The organism is Pseudomonas sp. HP_14, from assembly GCF_055283875.1.
The window spans coordinates 35,174-49,631 of sequence record NZ_JBTOQI010000041.1 but is presented as its reverse complement, the minus strand read 5'-3'; the positions used below and the strand labels follow the sequence as shown (position 1 = coordinate 49,631).

Sequence of the window (14,458 nt, the reverse complement as noted above, 5' to 3'; positions counted from 1 at the left end):
ATCCCATGTTCCGTTCCAGCCCCGCAATCATTGTCGTCTGCTTGCTGCCTTTTCTTTTGGCGGCATGCGGCGAGTCCTCGAACGTGCGCGACCCGCGCAACCAACCTCCGCTGGTAAGGGCCGCGACCATAACCAGCGCTGTTGATCCATCGCGCTCATTTACGGGGGTGGTGGTCGCTCGCGTTCAGAGCGACTTAGGCTTTCGGGTATCCGGGAAACTCTTGGAACGCCTGGTTGATACGGGCCAGACCGTCAAGCGCGGTCAGCCTCTCATGCGTCTGGACCCTGTGGATCTTGATCTCCAGTTTCGGGCTCAACAGCAAGCTGTCGCGGCCGCCGAAGCACGCGCACGGCAGACGGCCGCTGACGAAGCCCGTAATCGAAATCTGATCGCGTCTGGCGCAATCTCTGCATCGTCCTATGACCGGATCAAGTCCTTGGCCGACACTGCCAAGGCAGAACTGAGTGCAGCACAAGCCCAGGCCAACGTTGCTCGCAACGCAGCAGGCTATGCGGTGTTGCTGGCCGATGCCGACGGGGTTGTCGTAGAGACCCTGGCCGAACCGGGTCAGGTCGTCAGCGCAGGGCAGGCGGTCGTTCGGCTGGCAAAAACGGGTCAGCGGGAGGCTGTGGTCTATCTGCCCGAAACCTTGCGTCCGGCTTTGGGGAGTCAAGGCCAGGCAAAGTTGTACGGTAATGACACAACCGTTATCCCCGCAAAGTTGCGACTTCTCTCTGACGCTGCAGATCCGCTCACTCGGACTTTCGAGGCACGGTATGTGCTCGAAGGCGCGCACGCCAATGCGCCTCTGGGTGCCACGGTAACCCTCAGCATCGCTGATGACGTGGGGGGTGGGCCTGCGCTTGCTGTTCCTGTCGCTGCTATCCATGACCCAGGCAAAGGTCCGGGTGTCTGGGTCATTTCAGGCGTACCCGCTACGGTGTCATGGCGCGCCATTCAGTTACTTGGTTTAAGTGACGAGTCGGCGCGAGTCAGCGGTGGTATCAAGCCCGGAGAGCAGGTCGTGGCGCTGGGTGCGCACTTGCTTCACGACGGTCAAGAGGTGCTGATGCTGCAATCAGGCACCAATGCCTTTGCCGGGGCAAAGCAATGAGTAACGGGCGTTTCAATCTCTCGGCACTTGCCGTTCGCGAGCGCTCCATCACGCTGTTCCTGATTTTGCTGATAGGAGTGGCGGGCACTCTTTCGTTTTTCAAGCTCGGACGTGCAGAAGATCCGCCGTTTACCGTTAAGCAGATGACGATTATTTCTGCCTGGCCAGGCGCTACCGCGCAGGAGATGCAGGATCAGGTCGTAGAGCCGCTCGAAAAGCGCATGCAGGAGCTTAAATGGTATGACCGCAGCGAGACCTACACCCGTCCAGGTCTGGCGTTCACCATGGTTTCACTGCTGGATAAAACCCCGCCTTCCCAAGTGCAGGAAGAGTTTTATCAAGCCCGTAAAAAACTGAGTGATGCGGCGAGAAGCTTACCGGCCGGTGTTATCGGTCCGATGGTCAATGATGAGTTCTCGGACGTGACGTTCGCGCTCTTTGCCCTAAAGGCAAAAGGTGAGCCCCAGCGGTTACTCGTCCGCGACGCCGAATCGTTGCGTCAGCGTCTGTTGCACGTTCCTGGCGTCAAGAAGATCAACATCATTGGCGAGCAGGCGGAGCGCATTTTTGTATCGTTCTCCCATGAGCGGTTGGCGACGCTGGGCATCTCGCCTCAGGACATTTTTTCGGCACTCAACAGCCAGAACGTTTTGACGCCTGCCGGTTCGATTGAAACCAATGGCCCACAGGTGTTTTTGCGTCTGGACGGAGCGTTCGACACGCTGGAGAAAATTCGTAATACGCCCATCGTCGTTCAGGCTAAAACCCTGAAGCTTGTAGATGTCGCGAGCGTTGAGCGCGGGTACGAGGACCCCGCGACGTTCATGGTTCGCAATCAGGGCGAACCGGCTCTCTTGTTGGGGATCGTGATGCGTGAGGGCTGGAATGGTCTGGACCTCGGTAAAGCGCTGGATGCCGAGACGCTGAAAATCAATGCAAGTATGCCGCTGGGTATGACGCTGTCGAAGGTCACTGATCAGTCGGTCAATATCAGTTCGGCCGTTGATGAGTTCATGATCAAGTTCTTCGTCGCGCTGCTGGTGGTGATGCTGGTCTGCTTTCTCAGCATGGGCTGGCGAGTGGGTGTGGTGGTTGCGGCGGCTGTGCCGCTCACCCTGGCGATTGTCTTTGTGGTGATGGAGGCCACGGGCAAGAACTTTGACCGTATAACCTTGGGCTCACTGATTCTGGCACTGGGGCTGCTGGTGGATGACGCCATTATTGCCATCGAAATGATGGTGGTGAAGATGGAAGAGGGCTATGACCGCATCAAGGCGTCAGCGTATGCCTGGAGCCACACTGCGGCGCCGATGCTGGCCGGTACGCTGGTGACCGCTGTTGGCTTCATGCCTAACGGTTTTGCTCAGTCAACGGCGGGTGAATACACCAGCAATATGTTCTGGATCGTGGGCATTGCGCTGATCGCTTCGTGGGTCGTCGCAGTGGTCTTTACGCCGTATCTGGGCGTGAAGATGTTGCCTGAAATCACGCCGGTCGAAGGCGGCCATACCGCTATCTATGACACTGCGCATTACAACCGTTTCAGACGAGTCCTGACCCGCGTCATTGCGCGGAAATGGTGGGTGGCAGGCGCGGTTATCACGGCATTTGCCGTGGCGATCATCGGCATGGGGCTGGTTAAAAAACAATTCTTCCCGACCTCGGACCGTCCAGAAGTGTTGATCGAAGTGCAGATGCCCTATGGCACCTCGATCGAGCAAACCAGCGCCACGACAGCGAAGATCGAAGCATGGCTACAAAAGCAGGATGCGGCGAAGATCGTTACGTCTTACATCGGGCAGGGTTCGCCGCGTTTTTACCTGGCAATGGCACCAGAGCTGCCTGATCCATCGTTCGCCAAAATCGTGGTGTTGACCGACAGTCAGGAGGCCCGCGAGTCCCTCAAATACACTATTCGCGAAGCGGTCGCCCAAGGCCTGGCGCCTGAGGCGCGTGTGCGGGTGACACAGCTGGTATTCGGCCCTTACTCAGCTTTTCCCGTTGCGTATCGGGTCATGGGGCCAAATCCCGACACGCTGCGCGCGATCGCTGGGCAAGTAGAAAACGTCTTGATGGCAAGCCCGATGATGAGGACCGTCAACAGTGATTGGGGACCACGCACGCCAACCCTGCATTTTTCTCTGGATCAGAATCGGTTGCAGGCAGTCGGGCTAACGTCCAGCGCAGTTGCCCAGCAATTGCAGTTTCTGCTTTCGGGGGTTCCCATTACTTCTGTGCGCGAAGACATTCGCTCGGTAGACGTGGTGGGGCGGGCAGCAGGCGATATCCGCCTGGACCCGGCAAAGATCGAGGGTTTCACGCTTGTGGGTTCAGCAGGTCAGCGTGTGCCGCTGTCACAGATAGGTGAAGTGGGAGTGCGGATGGAGGACCCCGTTCTGCGGCGCCGTGACCGTGTGCCGACGATCACTGTCCGTGGAGATATCGCAGAGAATCTGCAGCCGCCGGATGTATCCGCCATGATCATGAAAGATCTACAACCGATTATTGCCAGCCTTCCTGATGGGTACCGTATCGAGCAGGCCGGTTCTATCGAGGAGTCAGCGAAGGCGACAGTGGCGCTGGCCCCCCTGTTTCCGATCATGATTGCGATCACGTTACTGATCATCATCCTGCAGGTGCGGTCGATGTCGGCGATGGTAATGGTGTTTCTGACCGCGCCACTTGGGCTGATTGGCGTGGTGCCGACCTTGCTCTTGTTCGGCCAGCCGTTCGGGATCAATGCACTTGTGGGGCTGATCGCGCTATCCGGCATCCTGATGCGCAATACATTGATCCTGATCGGGCAAATCGACCAGAACGAAAAAGAAGGGCTTGATCCGTTTCATGCGGTGGTTGAAGCAACCGTCCAGCGAGCGCGCCCGGTGTTGCTAACGGCACTCGCAGCGATCCTTGCCTTTATCCCGCTGACTCATTCGGTGTTCTGGGGCACTCTGGCTTACACCCTGATTGGCGGCACCCTGGGGGGCACCGTCATGACACTGGTCTTTCTACCTGCGATGTACTCCATCTGGTTCAAGATCCGTCCAGAAGGGGAGCCGCAAGCACAACGGCTTGCGCCGTGAAGTCAGGCAAGGCCAGCGGCCCGGGTCATCTAGCTGATGACCCGGCGCATTCAGCCCGGTGCATTGGTCGGTGGTTCACGGTCGGCAGGATGATTGACGCCGTCGCTGGTTTTCACCGGCCCCAGGTCGTAAGGATTCACACCTTCGAGGCAACCAATGTTGTAGCCGTATTGATCCGGAGAGGAACGTCTCTGGTGATGGGTGTAGATACCGCAGTTGCCGCAGAAATAATGCTGTGCCGTCCGGGTGTTGAACTGATAAAGCTTGAGCTGGCTCTGTCCTTGAATGACCTTGATACCGTCCAGCGCAACCGTGGCAACGATGGCACCTTTACGGCGGCACATCGAACAATCACAGCGCCTGGGGTCGACAATGCCATTCGGTAAATCCAGCTCCAGCACTACCGCGCCGCAATGACAGGCTGCGCGGTGTTTGGGTTTGATTTCAGTCGGGCCAACTTTCTTGATCACGGTCTGTTCCTCCCAAAGTAATCCGAAAGGATAGCCCGTTTGCTTGGATGCGAGAGATTCGCGTTGGCCGTAGGAGTGGCCGCACCGTCTTCGACTCCGCTGTCGCGCAGCAAACACGGGATCTTTAGGAGCGTACGAGCACCGCGAGGCCGCGATGGCGGTGTATCGGACAGGACGCCATCGCTGCCTCGCGGTGCTCGTGAGCTCCTACAGAGAACCATTCCAAATCAGACGGTTGTAGTTCGTTGGATAAGAGTAGCTTTAGCCGCGAGCGTCGTATCGGGTGAACAGGGTGTACTGACGCTCTCCCGGCTAAAGCCGGTCCTAAAGTCGGTATCTCAGCGCACCAGACAAGGCCGTTTGTTATCAAACTCCCAGCCCGAAACCAGATATTGCATCGCGACCGCATCGTTTCGTGCGCCGAGGCCCATGCCTTTGTACACCTCGTTTGCCTGAACCAGGGCGTCCCAATCCAGGTCGATGCCCAGCCCCGGACGCTTCGGTACCGCGACCAGCCCTCCGTTGATGGTCAGCGGTTCTTTGGTCAGACGCTGACCGTCCTGCCAGATCCAGTGCGTATCGATGGCGGTGACTTTGCCTGGCGCGGCGGCTGCCACGTGGGTAAACATCGCCAGGGAAATATCGAAGTGGTTGTTGGAGTGTGAACCCCAGGTAAGTCCCCAGTCGTTGCACAACTGGGCGACACGCACTGAACCTTGCAATGTCCAGAAGTGCGGGTCGGCAAGCGGAATATCCACGGATTGAAGTTGAATGGCATGACCCATCTGGCGCCAGTCGGTGGCAATCATGTTGGTGGCGGTGCGCAGCCCGGTCGCGCGACGGAATTCGGCCATGACCTCGCGACCCGAGTAACCATTTTCTGCGCCGCACGGGTCTTCGGCATACGCCAGAACGTCATGTTGATCGCGGCATAAGGCGATGGCTTCTTTAAGTGACCAGGCGCCGTTCGGATCAAGGGTAATGCGTGCCTCGGGGAAGCGCTCCGAGAGCGCCGTTACCGCCTCGATTTCTTCAGCGCCGCGAAGCACGCCACCCTTGAGTTTGAAGTCTTTGAAACCGTAGCGTTCGTAGGCGGCCTCGGCCAGACCGACAACTTTCTCCGGTGTCAGTGCCTCTTCGTTACGCACCCTGAACCAGGCACTTTCGCTGTCCGGTTCGGTGCGGTAGGGCAGGTCAGTACGGGTCTGGTCGCCCACGTAAAACAGGTAGCCCAGCATTTCTACCGCGTCACGCTGTTGACCCTCGCCCAACAATGCCGCTACCGGCACTTCAAGGTGTTGGCCAAGCAGGTCGAGCAGTGCGCATTCCACGGCGGTCACCGCGTGAATCGTGATGCGCAGGTCGAAGGTTTGCAGACCCCGGCCACCGGAGTCACGATCCGCGAAGCTGCTACGAACCTGATTCAGCAGGCTCTGATAATTGCCGATCGACTGGCCGATCAGCAAAGCGCGAGCGTCTTCCAGCGTCTGCCGGATACCTTCGCCGCCTGGCACCTCACCCACCCCGATACGCCCGGCGTTGTCCTTGAGGACCAGCACATTACGGGTGAAGTAGGGGCTGTGGGCGCCGCTCAAGTTGAGCAGCATGCTGTCATGACCCGCAACCGGAACAACTTGAAGTTCCGTGATGACGGGGGCGCCACGGGTGGTTGAGCTTGAGGTTAATGTGTTCATTATTCGAATTCCTTATTCGCGAGGCTCAGTGGCTGGTCTTGGCGATATCGGCCGGTGAGGTTTGTGGCGGTTCCGGCTGAGCGGGCAAGCCTTTGAGTTCGATTCGCTTGATGTCACCGACGATGAACAGGTAACTGATCGCGGCGATAAACGCGTTAACACCGACGAACACCAAAGCCATTTTGAAAGAGCCGGTAGCCGCAATGATGTAGCCGATGATGATCGGCGTAGAGATCGAGGAGAGGTTGCCAAAGGTGTTGAAAATCCCGCCCGACAAACCCGCGATCTGCTTGGGAGAAACATCGGACATAACTGCCCAGCCCAGCGCGCCGATACCCTTGCCGAAGAAGGCCAGCGCCATGAACGACACCACCATCCAGTCAGCGTCCACGTAGTTGCAGATGATCATCGACATGGACAGAAACATGCCCAGCACGATCGGGGTTTTACGCGCGACGCTCAGTGAGTTGCCGCGACGCAACAGCATGTCGGAGAACACACCGCCCAATACGCCACCGAGGAAACCGCAAATGGCCGGCAGTGAGGCGATGAACCCGGCTTTGAGGATGGTCATGCCGCGTTCTTGAACGAGATAAACCGGAAACCAGGTGAGGAAAAAGTACGTCAGCGCATTAATGCAGAACTGACCAAGGTAGATGCCGACCATCATCCGGTTGCAGAGCAACTGGCGGATATAGTCCCACTTCGGACCGCTGTCTTTCTTCGTGCGCTTGTCGTCGAGATCAACCAGGCCGCCGTTCTCGGCGATGTAGCGGACCTCTGCTTCGTTTGCCAGCGGGTGATCCTTGGGGCTGTAAATCACCTTCATCCAGACAATCGAAAATACGATGCCCAGCGCGCCCATCACGATAAATACGTGTTCCCAGCCGAAGCTGTAAACGATCCAGCCCATCAGCGGTGCGAACAGCGCGGTAGCGAAGTACTGCGCGGAATTGAACACCGCCGATGCGGTGCCGCGCTCTTTCGTAGGAAACCACGAGGCTACGATGCGGGCGTTACCGGGGAAGGAGGGGGCTTCGGCGAGGCCGACCGTAAAGCGCAGGAGGAACAACAGAACCACCGCAGTCGAAATCCCGAACTCGCCTATGTAGCCCTGCAACAGAGTGAAGAATGACCAGGTGAAAATACTGCCAGCGTAGACCTTTTTTGAGCCAAACCGGTCCAGCAGCCAGCCACCGGGGATTTGCCCAAGCACGTAAGCCCAGCCAAAGGCGGAGAAGATGTAACCCAGCGTGATGGCATCAATGCCCAGAGCTTTCTGAATACTGGAACCCGCGATGGAGATGGTCGCGCGGTCGGCGAAATTGATCGTTGTCACCAGAAACAGCATGAGCAGGATCAAATACCGGGCGCGGGTTTTCTTTTGTTCTTGCATGTCTGACGCTCCCACGAATTATTTTTATGCGGGTAGATAGGTAATCGTCGGCAGTCAACACGTCTGTTGTCGTATAACGATAACGTTATCATTTCGCAGATAACGTTATCATTCAAGCGCTGTTTGGAAGATTTTCGTTAAAAATGGAAATTCAGGTGCTGGCGCGTTCGATGAGGGTGAAGCCGCTGTCGATACGTGTCTGAGCGTTTTCGCCAGAAAAACGCCGTAGCAGAGCTTCTGCGACCTCACTGCCCATGATTGAGGAGTTCACGCTGATCGTCGAAAGGGCGGGATGTGCAAAGCGACTGTTGGTCGTGTCGCCGAAACCCAGAACTGCAATGTCTTCTGGTACACGAAGTCCTGAGGCAGCAGCCTGTGCCAGAACACCCATCGCAACGGTGTCGGAACTGCAGAAGACCAGCTCGGGGCGATCTTGACGAAGCAGTAACCGCTTCAGGCCTTCACGTCCGACTTCCCAGGTGGCGGGCAGGGGAAGCACTTCTACGGGGACGTCATCTATCTGATGACTTTTCAGTTGCTCGATCAGGCTGTTGCAACGACGAATGCCACGAGGATCATCCACCGTAATCACCGAAAATCGCCGATAACCTTTGCCGACAAAATGGTCTGCAACGGTTTTGCCGACGTCTTCATGTGAGAAACCAACCTGCATGTCCAGGCATGTTTCGCTCAGGTCCCATGCCTCGACAACCGGGATTCCCGCCGACGCCAGACGCTGTCGACTGCCCGCAGTGTGAAGTGTTCCGGTCAACACAATGCCATCCGGTCTGCGGCCCAGAATAGCTTCCAGCAAAGCTTCTTCTTTCTCGGGTGAATAGCCTGTCGGGCCCAGAAGTGACTGATAACCTGCATCGGTCAGACGGTCCATCATCGCCTGCACAGCCGTGGCAAAAATCGAATGGGAGATGGTCGGAAGAAGAATCGCGACCAGCTTGCTTTTGCTGGTTGCCAGGCTGCCGGCCAGCAGATTCGGGACGTAGCCCATCGTCCTGACGAACTCAAGCACGTGAGCACGGGTCGCGTCGCTGACCAATTCAGGCCGGTTAATAGCGCGCGAGACGGTGATGGGCGATACGCCCGCAGCTTTCGCGACATCGATCACGGTGACCGGCATATCCGCCGCGTCTGCCGGGTCCACAAGCTCCCTTCTTGATTTCCTTGCCACTGTTTTCCTGCGTGCTTTTGGAGGGTGGGGCAACCGGTGTTCCAACCCGCGCTGAAGGTCGGTATTCCCCAGAGGCAGGCAGTGTACGAAACGAGGCGGAATCCAGCAAACACGCATGCTGGCAGGGGAGGCGTGAGCATATACTCGTTCCGCGGCATAGTGCGTGATTGCAGGGTCTTGACTGATCATTTGCGTTGGATTTGACGTAGCAGACTACGTGTTCTATAGCGGCAGAAATCGACCCAAAGCGGACACCAGCTGCTGGAAGCAGTCGGCCCAAAGCGGCTTCAGATCAACAATGGGATTTCAGCTTCTGCGATTCACACCTACAAGCCGCATAGAATTTCGCGTCTCATCTGGAGAGCAATTGCTGCGAAGCCCTTTCCAGTGCCACGCTTGCGGGGCGCGTAGTCTTGATTAGCAGAAACATCCTCCCACTGAATCACCGATTCCACGTACCTATGAGAGCTATCGGTTTCAATTTCAAACTCTATGAACCGCTCTGTGTGAGTGAGCAAAAGACCATAAAGGCTTGGCATTCCGGGAAAGTCGACTTCAAGGTCGAGTACGACGGTTTCTGACCATATAATGCCTTTTGACTCGCCATAGTTTTTTAAGGCGAGGGGAATACCTCTGGCCAACCAAACTTTGGCGGTTAGCATGAGCCTGTGGGCCACAAGAGCATTTTGCTCTTGCACGTTCACTTGCCGCTTTTTTAACAGACGGTCAATGTCCACTTCAATCTTCCCTAAAATGGTCGCTTCCAGAATGACGATGACCTGCCAAACGCGCAACGACTCAGGCGATTCCCATCTCCACGCTGCTACCCAGTCCGCGCGCGGCGTAGCGAGGTCCCAATGTCGTTACCGAAAGACGCCTTTCGACCCAAAGCTTTCATCAAATTGAGGTAACGAAGCGCGTTTCGAGGCCCACGTTTACTGGGGGTAGGGCATTAATCAACACGACGGCATCGTCGCCTTGGTTAAGGTAAATCAAGAAGTCACCAGTCTCGAACGTAACTCTGAATCCGGCCAACCAAGGCTCGTGTCCGCTGAAAGAGTCAAGAATTCCCTCGACTGCGCAAATTTTTGTGTTCCCAAGGTGCGTTGCTGATAAACCTGCGAGCAGGTTCTCCCTTTTCCAGGAGCAGGTCGCGTTCGGCTCTATCTCGAAAGCCGTTGGCGTATCGGACGGCAACCAGTCCGCGCCTACTGTCTCGCCGTCACTCAAGATATACATTGATAAAACTTCTCGCTCGCCAAAATGCCACTCTAGAGAACCTATGTCTCCCAGTTCTTTCTCGTCGTTGAAATAATACTGGTCGTGCAGCAGCTCGCTCAGGCGCTTTCCCAAAAGCGAGCGTGCGTTTTGAAGGTCTTGTACAGCCCTTGATGGGGACGGAGAGTAGCGGCCAGACATCGTGTATCTCATACAGGTGGGAAGAGTGGCAGATACTACACAAACGCCATCACGTCTGCTTTTGGCCGATTTCTGCCTGTCGCGAAGGGCTACAGTCGACCCAAACGGGCTACCGAAGCCCTATCCTGTGCCAGAGGACACTTCAATTGGGGTTGCATGATCCATCGGTCCCCAGCTGTGGCATATTCTAGTGTTTAGCCAAGTGGTCGAAAACGAGAATTTGGAGATCAGATGAGCAAGTTTGGTTGCATATGTGGGCATGTGATTGTCGATCAGACTGACTCGTTGCCCTACAAAGCTGGTTTGCTTCGCGACCAGAAGGAGGAGACTTTTTGGGATGGGTTTCTTGGCAAGATTAAAGATTTCCTCTTGGCCGCTGAGCCGAGAGATATCGCAGCGCTAATCGCTAGTGCGGGCGGGGAGCCAGCACCTCAGACTAAAGCTGCTGACAATTTGGTCGACCAACTAGGTAGCATCCAGGTCCGCGAATTTTCGACCGTTTACGAGTGCGAAGGTTGTGGCCGTCTTTGGCTGGAAAAGTATGCAGGTGCCGACTTTATTTCATATCTCCCTGAAGGGGGTGAATACAACGCTATCCTGTCGATAGCTGCTGGAGAAAGCGACAAGCGTAGTGGATGAGCGACCGCTTCTGGCCGACTCCTGCCAGTCAGGAAGACGCACCGTGCTGGTCAAGTCCGATCTGTTCGCATGGTAAGGTCGAATTCAAATAGATGATCAAGTGGAAGGCGTTCTCCAGCCAGGCTCATGATGGAAAATTACTCGCCATTGCCAGCCCCTGATACCGTCCAACCGCGCTTTTCGTCGCGTGCTAGCTTACCTTCGGATTAAAAAGCACGAGTCCATCAAAGGCTCTGCCCGTTTAAGGCCTGATTGGAGATTTTCATGACACAAGCAACCCCGCACGGCCTGGCTCTGCGCTATGGCGATGCAGGTACAAACACAGCGATCCCCGAAAACTGGAACCCAATTCTTGACCAACTGGTAAACCATCGCAGCGTCCGCGCTTTCAACAACAAGCCACTGCCAGAAGGAACCCTTGAGGCGCTGATCGCTGCCGCGCAGTCAGCGGCTACGTCATCAAATCTACAAGTCTGGAGCGTAATCGCCATCCAGGACCCGTCGCGCAAGGCGCGCCTCGCGGAATTTGCCGGTAATCAGGCCTACATTCGCCAGGCGCCGCTGTTCCTGGTCTGGCTGGCCGATCTCTCCAGAGTTTCCCGAGTGGCGGAACGCGCTGGCGTCGAGCTCCAGGCGCTGCCTTATATCGAGAGTCTGTTGCTGGGCACTATCGATGCTTCGTTAGCCGCCCAGAACGCGGTGGTTGCACTGGAGTCGATGGGGCTGGGCAGTGTTTACATCGGTGCAATACGCAATGACATCAAAAGTGTCGCGAAGGAGTTGGAGCTACCACCGCAGGTGTACCCGGTGTTTGGCATGTGTGTGGGTTATCCCGACGCTGAACGTCCGGCACAGGTAAAACCGCGCTTGCCCCAGGCGGCGGTCTTGCACCACGAGCGCTACAGCGCGGAGTCTGAACAGTCCTCGGTAGAGCAATATGATCAGCGCCTCGGCGCTTTTTATCAGCAGGAGGGGATGAAGGCTGCGGGCTGGTCGGAGCAAGTCGTGAATCGCTTGCGCAGTATTTCCAGCCTGCATGGGCGTGAAGAATTGGTCAGGGCGTTGCAGCAGTTGGGTTTCGGCCTGCGCTAGCAGGCTCGGCTTGCTGATGACTTACTTCGCTCGCGGAAAAACCAGCCTGAACGTCGTCACCCGTTCCAGCTCGCTTTCGACCATTACCTGACCTTGATGAACACTCATGATCGAGCGAACAATCGCCAGCCCCAGACCGGTGCCCCCCTGTTGTCGCGAGCGGCTGGCGTGGACCCGGTAGAAACGGTCAAACAGGCGCGGCAGGTGCTCGGCTTCGATGCCTTCGCCGGTGTTGCTCACTGCAAGGGTGACCTCGCTGGCGTGGCTGTTGAGGGTAACGTTCACTGTGCTGCCGGGTGTGCCGTGGCGGATGGCGTTGGAGACTAAATTGGAGATCGCCCGCTGGATCATCAGTCGTTCTCCCAGCGTTGTAGCGCTGCCTTGAACCACCAGCGACATCTCTTTTTCTTCTGCTGACAGGGCAAACAGTTCTACGACCTTGCTGGCTTCCTCCGCCAGATCGACTGCAGTGAAGGCCAATAGCGTTGAGGGTTGGCTCACGCTGGCCAGAAACAGCATCTGGGAGACCATACGGGATAAACGCTCAAGTTCTTCAGTGCACGACTCCAGCGCCTGTTTGTATTCTTCGGGTGGCCGCTCTCGGGACAAAGTCACTTGCGCCTTGCCCATCAGGTTGTTCATCGGCGAGCGCAGTTCATGGGCCAGATCATCCGAAAACTGCGCCAGTTGCTGAATGTCCTCAGCCAGCCGGTTGAGCATGATATTGACGGCGTGGGCCAGGTCGCGGAGTTCGTCAGGCAGCCCGGCGGCTTTCATGCGGTGTGATAAATCCCGGGCCGATACCTTGTGCGCAACCTTGCGAAATGCGCGCAGCGGTCTTAACCCGCGATGCACGATCCACCATGCGCAACCGCCTACCAGCAGCAGAATGAGTGGCAAGGCAATAAGCGTGGATTTCACATAGGCGCCGAGCAGCAAGGCATCGTTTTCTCTGTCGAGCGCGAGCAATACCAGCACCTTCTGGCCGCCTTTGAGGCGCACCTGTTTACTGGCAACCAATATCTCGTGACCTGCCGAGGATTCAACCCGCTGGAACTCATCCCGGGCGTCTTCGGTGAAGGGCTCTGGCAGCACCATTTGTTCGTCTTCGCCCAGGCTCAGCAAGCGTTTTCTCGGGGTGCCCGAATCGAGGATCGTCAGGGTGAAGTCGTCGTGCCCGATAATCTGATCGCGCAAGTGATGAGGTGCCAGTACTACGTCTGCGGGAGTGCTGAAGCCCTCCGACAGGCTATGTTCTATTTGCTCCAGCTTTTCCTGGAGGCCATTTCTGGCGCGTAAATCCAGCTGATGGGAGATGGAAGCGTAAGCGAAGGTCGCCATGACCAATACCAACACTGCACACATCACGGTCACGGCCAGACCCAGCCGGGTCGACAACCGCGTGGGTTTCATTCGCGTACTTCCAGTACATACCCCACACCGCGCAGGGTATGGATCAGTTTTTGCTCAAAGGGCTCGTCGACTTTTGCCCGCAGACGGCGTATCGAGACTTCGACGACGTTGGTGTCGCAGTCGAAATTCATGTCCCATACCAGAGAGATGATCTGCGTGCGTGACATAACTTCGCCGCTGTGACGCATCAGCAGGTGGAGTAGTGCGAACTCCTTGGTGGTCAGGTCGATACGCTGCGTGCCGCGAAAAGCCCGGTGTCTTCCTTGATCCAACTCAAGGTCGCCGACTCGTAGCACTTCGGGCAAGCCAGGTTGCTCGCTGCGGCGCATGAGGGTACGAACTCTGGCCAGCAGCTCGGGAAACTCGAACGGCTTTACCAAGTAGTCATCAGCGCCCATTTCCAGGCCCCGGACCTTTTCTTCAAGACGACCTCGGGCGGTGACCATCATGACCCGTGTATTGCTGTTTCTACGCAGCCGGGTCAACACCTCCCAACCGTCCATTTCGGGCAGGTTCACATCCAGAATAATCAGGTCGTAGGTTTGATGCTGGGCAAGATAAAGCCCGTCAAGCCCCGTGGCGGCCAGGTCAACGACATAGCCACTCTCGGTCAGGCCCTGATGCATGTACTCGGCAGTTTTCGGCTCGTCCTCTACAACAAGGATTCGCATAGGGTTTTCCTGTGATTTATAGGGGGTAATATCCGTTTCGACAGACGCGTTCTTGGGCGCAACCTTGTCGGAGTATTCCGGATCCGGCGGATTCTGGAGTCTGTAGCCGCTTCAGGGTCAAGCACGCCTTCGCGCAGTGTAATCAAGATGCACTGCCATTTTTCTTAAATGTCAGGATTGTCATTTTTCAGCAATCCTGTTGCTAACTCCCTTTGCATAAAGTCCCCGCATCTAACTTGATGGTGGTTCGGACAATGCACAGGAGCAGCTGGAAAACCCT

General features: G+C 56.6%; 12 protein-coding genes. 4 read left to right on the top strand and 8 right to left on the bottom strand.

All coding sequences use genetic code 11. From position 1 onward, the window contains the following. Positions 1 to 5: 5 nt before the first annotated feature. Positions 6 to 1,115 carry an efflux RND transporter periplasmic adaptor subunit gene (locus ACYASS_RS19385; RefSeq protein ID WP_463587310.1) on the top strand — a complete coding sequence of 370 codons (1,110 nt, stop codon included), beginning with the start codon at positions 6 to 8 and terminating at the stop codon, positions 1,113 to 1,115. Further along, positions 1,112 to 4,198 (top strand): efflux RND transporter permease subunit, encoded by a 3,087-nt coding sequence (locus ACYASS_RS19380; RefSeq protein ID WP_463587309.1) that lies wholly within the window; start codon positions 1,112 to 1,114, stop codon positions 4,196 to 4,198. Before ACYASS_RS19385 ends, ACYASS_RS19380 begins: the two co-directional genes overlap by 4 nt. 50 nt (positions 4,199 to 4,248) lie before the next feature. Here the strand turns inward: ACYASS_RS19380 and ACYASS_RS19375 are convergent, their stop codons facing one another. From ACYASS_RS19375 to ACYASS_RS19350, 6 genes are all read right to left on the bottom strand, one after another. Then, positions 4,249 to 4,668 (bottom strand): GFA family protein, encoded by a 420-nt coding sequence (locus ACYASS_RS19375; protein WP_243247366.1) that lies wholly within the window; start codon positions 4,666 to 4,668, stop codon positions 4,249 to 4,251. Positions 4,669 to 5,006: 338 nt separating this feature from the next. Beyond that, entirely contained in the window at positions 5,007 to 6,362 is a 1,356-nt protein-coding gene (gene gudD, locus ACYASS_RS19370) for a glucarate dehydratase (protein ID WP_463587308.1), read from the bottom strand. Between the two features lie 25 nt (positions 6,363 to 6,387). After that, positions 6,388 to 7,758: an MFS transporter gene (locus ACYASS_RS19365; RefSeq protein ID WP_463587307.1), complete on the bottom strand. Its 1,371-nt coding sequence runs from the start codon at positions 7,756 to 7,758 to the stop codon at positions 6,388 to 6,390. 151 nt (positions 7,759 to 7,909) lie between these two features. Further along, positions 7,910 to 8,944 (bottom strand): LacI family DNA-binding transcriptional regulator, encoded by a 1,035-nt coding sequence (locus tag ACYASS_RS19360; RefSeq protein ID WP_463587306.1) that lies wholly within the window; start codon positions 8,942 to 8,944, stop codon positions 7,910 to 7,912. A gap of 326 nt (positions 8,945 to 9,270) precedes the next feature. Next, positions 9,271 to 9,738, bottom strand: coding sequence for a hypothetical protein (locus tag ACYASS_RS19355; protein WP_463587305.1), 468 nt, complete (start codon positions 9,736 to 9,738; stop codon positions 9,271 to 9,273). A gap of 103 nt (positions 9,739 to 9,841) precedes the next feature. After that, the gene (locus tag ACYASS_RS19350; protein ID WP_463587304.1) at positions 9,842 to 10,363 is read right to left on the bottom strand and encodes a hypothetical protein; all 522 of its coding nucleotides are present in this window, start codon (positions 10,361 to 10,363) and stop codon (positions 9,842 to 9,844) included. A gap of 231 nt (positions 10,364 to 10,594) precedes the next feature. Here ACYASS_RS19350 and ACYASS_RS19345 point away from each other — a divergent pair, with 231 nt between their 5' ends. Both ACYASS_RS19345 and ACYASS_RS19340 read left to right on the top strand, forming a co-directional pair. After that, a complete protein-coding gene (locus tag ACYASS_RS19345) occupies positions 10,595 to 11,002 on the top strand; it encodes a hypothetical protein (protein WP_463587303.1) in 408 nt (135 codons plus the stop codon). A gap of 264 nt (positions 11,003 to 11,266) precedes the next feature. Next, positions 11,267 to 12,094: an NADPH-dependent oxidoreductase gene (locus ACYASS_RS19340; protein WP_463587302.1), complete on the top strand. Its 828-nt coding sequence runs from the start codon at positions 11,267 to 11,269 to the stop codon at positions 12,092 to 12,094. 21 nt (positions 12,095 to 12,115) lie between these two features. On the opposite strand, the gene ACYASS_RS19335 is transcribed toward ACYASS_RS19340, so the two are convergent. Both ACYASS_RS19335 and ACYASS_RS19330 read right to left on the bottom strand, forming a co-directional pair. Beyond that, the gene (locus ACYASS_RS19335; protein WP_463587301.1) at positions 12,116 to 13,507 is read right to left on the bottom strand and encodes a heavy metal sensor histidine kinase; all 1,392 of its coding nucleotides are present in this window, start codon (positions 13,505 to 13,507) and stop codon (positions 12,116 to 12,118) included. After that, positions 13,504 to 14,178 carry a heavy metal response regulator transcription factor gene (locus ACYASS_RS19330; protein ID WP_463587300.1) on the bottom strand — a complete coding sequence of 225 codons (675 nt, stop codon included), beginning with the start codon at positions 14,176 to 14,178 and terminating at the stop codon, positions 13,504 to 13,506. Before ACYASS_RS19330 ends, ACYASS_RS19335 begins: the two co-directional genes overlap by 4 nt. Positions 14,179 to 14,458 lie beyond the last annotated feature (280 nt).

Bases quoted from the DNA above. Each gene is read 5' to 3' on its own strand.
- ACYASS_RS19385 (WP_463587310.1), top strand. From the start codon at position 6: ATGTTCCGTTCCAGCCCCGCAATCATTGTCGTCTGCTTGCTGCCTTTT.
- ACYASS_RS19380 (WP_463587309.1), top strand. From the start codon at position 1,112: ATGAGTAACGGGCGTTTCAATCTCTCGGCACTTGCCGTTCGCGAGCGC.
- gudD (WP_463587308.1), bottom strand. From the start codon at position 6,362: ATGAACACATTAACCTCAAGCTCAACCACCCGTGGCGCCCCCGTCATC.
- ACYASS_RS19365 (WP_463587307.1), bottom strand. From the start codon at position 7,758: ATGCAAGAACAAAAGAAAACCCGCGCCCGGTATTTGATCCTGCTCATG.
- ACYASS_RS19350 (WP_463587304.1), bottom strand. From the start codon at position 10,363: ATGTCTGGCCGCTACTCTCCGTCCCCATCAAGGGCTGTACAAGACCTT.
- ACYASS_RS19345 (WP_463587303.1), top strand. From the start codon at position 10,595: ATGAGCAAGTTTGGTTGCATATGTGGGCATGTGATTGTCGATCAGACT.
- ACYASS_RS19340 (WP_463587302.1), top strand. From the start codon at position 11,267: ATGACACAAGCAACCCCGCACGGCCTGGCTCTGCGCTATGGCGATGCA.
- ACYASS_RS19335 (WP_463587301.1), bottom strand. From the start codon at position 13,507: ATGAAACCCACGCGGTTGTCGACCCGGCTGGGTCTGGCCGTGACCGTG.
- ACYASS_RS19330 (WP_463587300.1), bottom strand. From the start codon at position 14,178: ATGCGAATCCTTGTTGTAGAGGACGAGCCGAAAACTGCCGAGTACATG.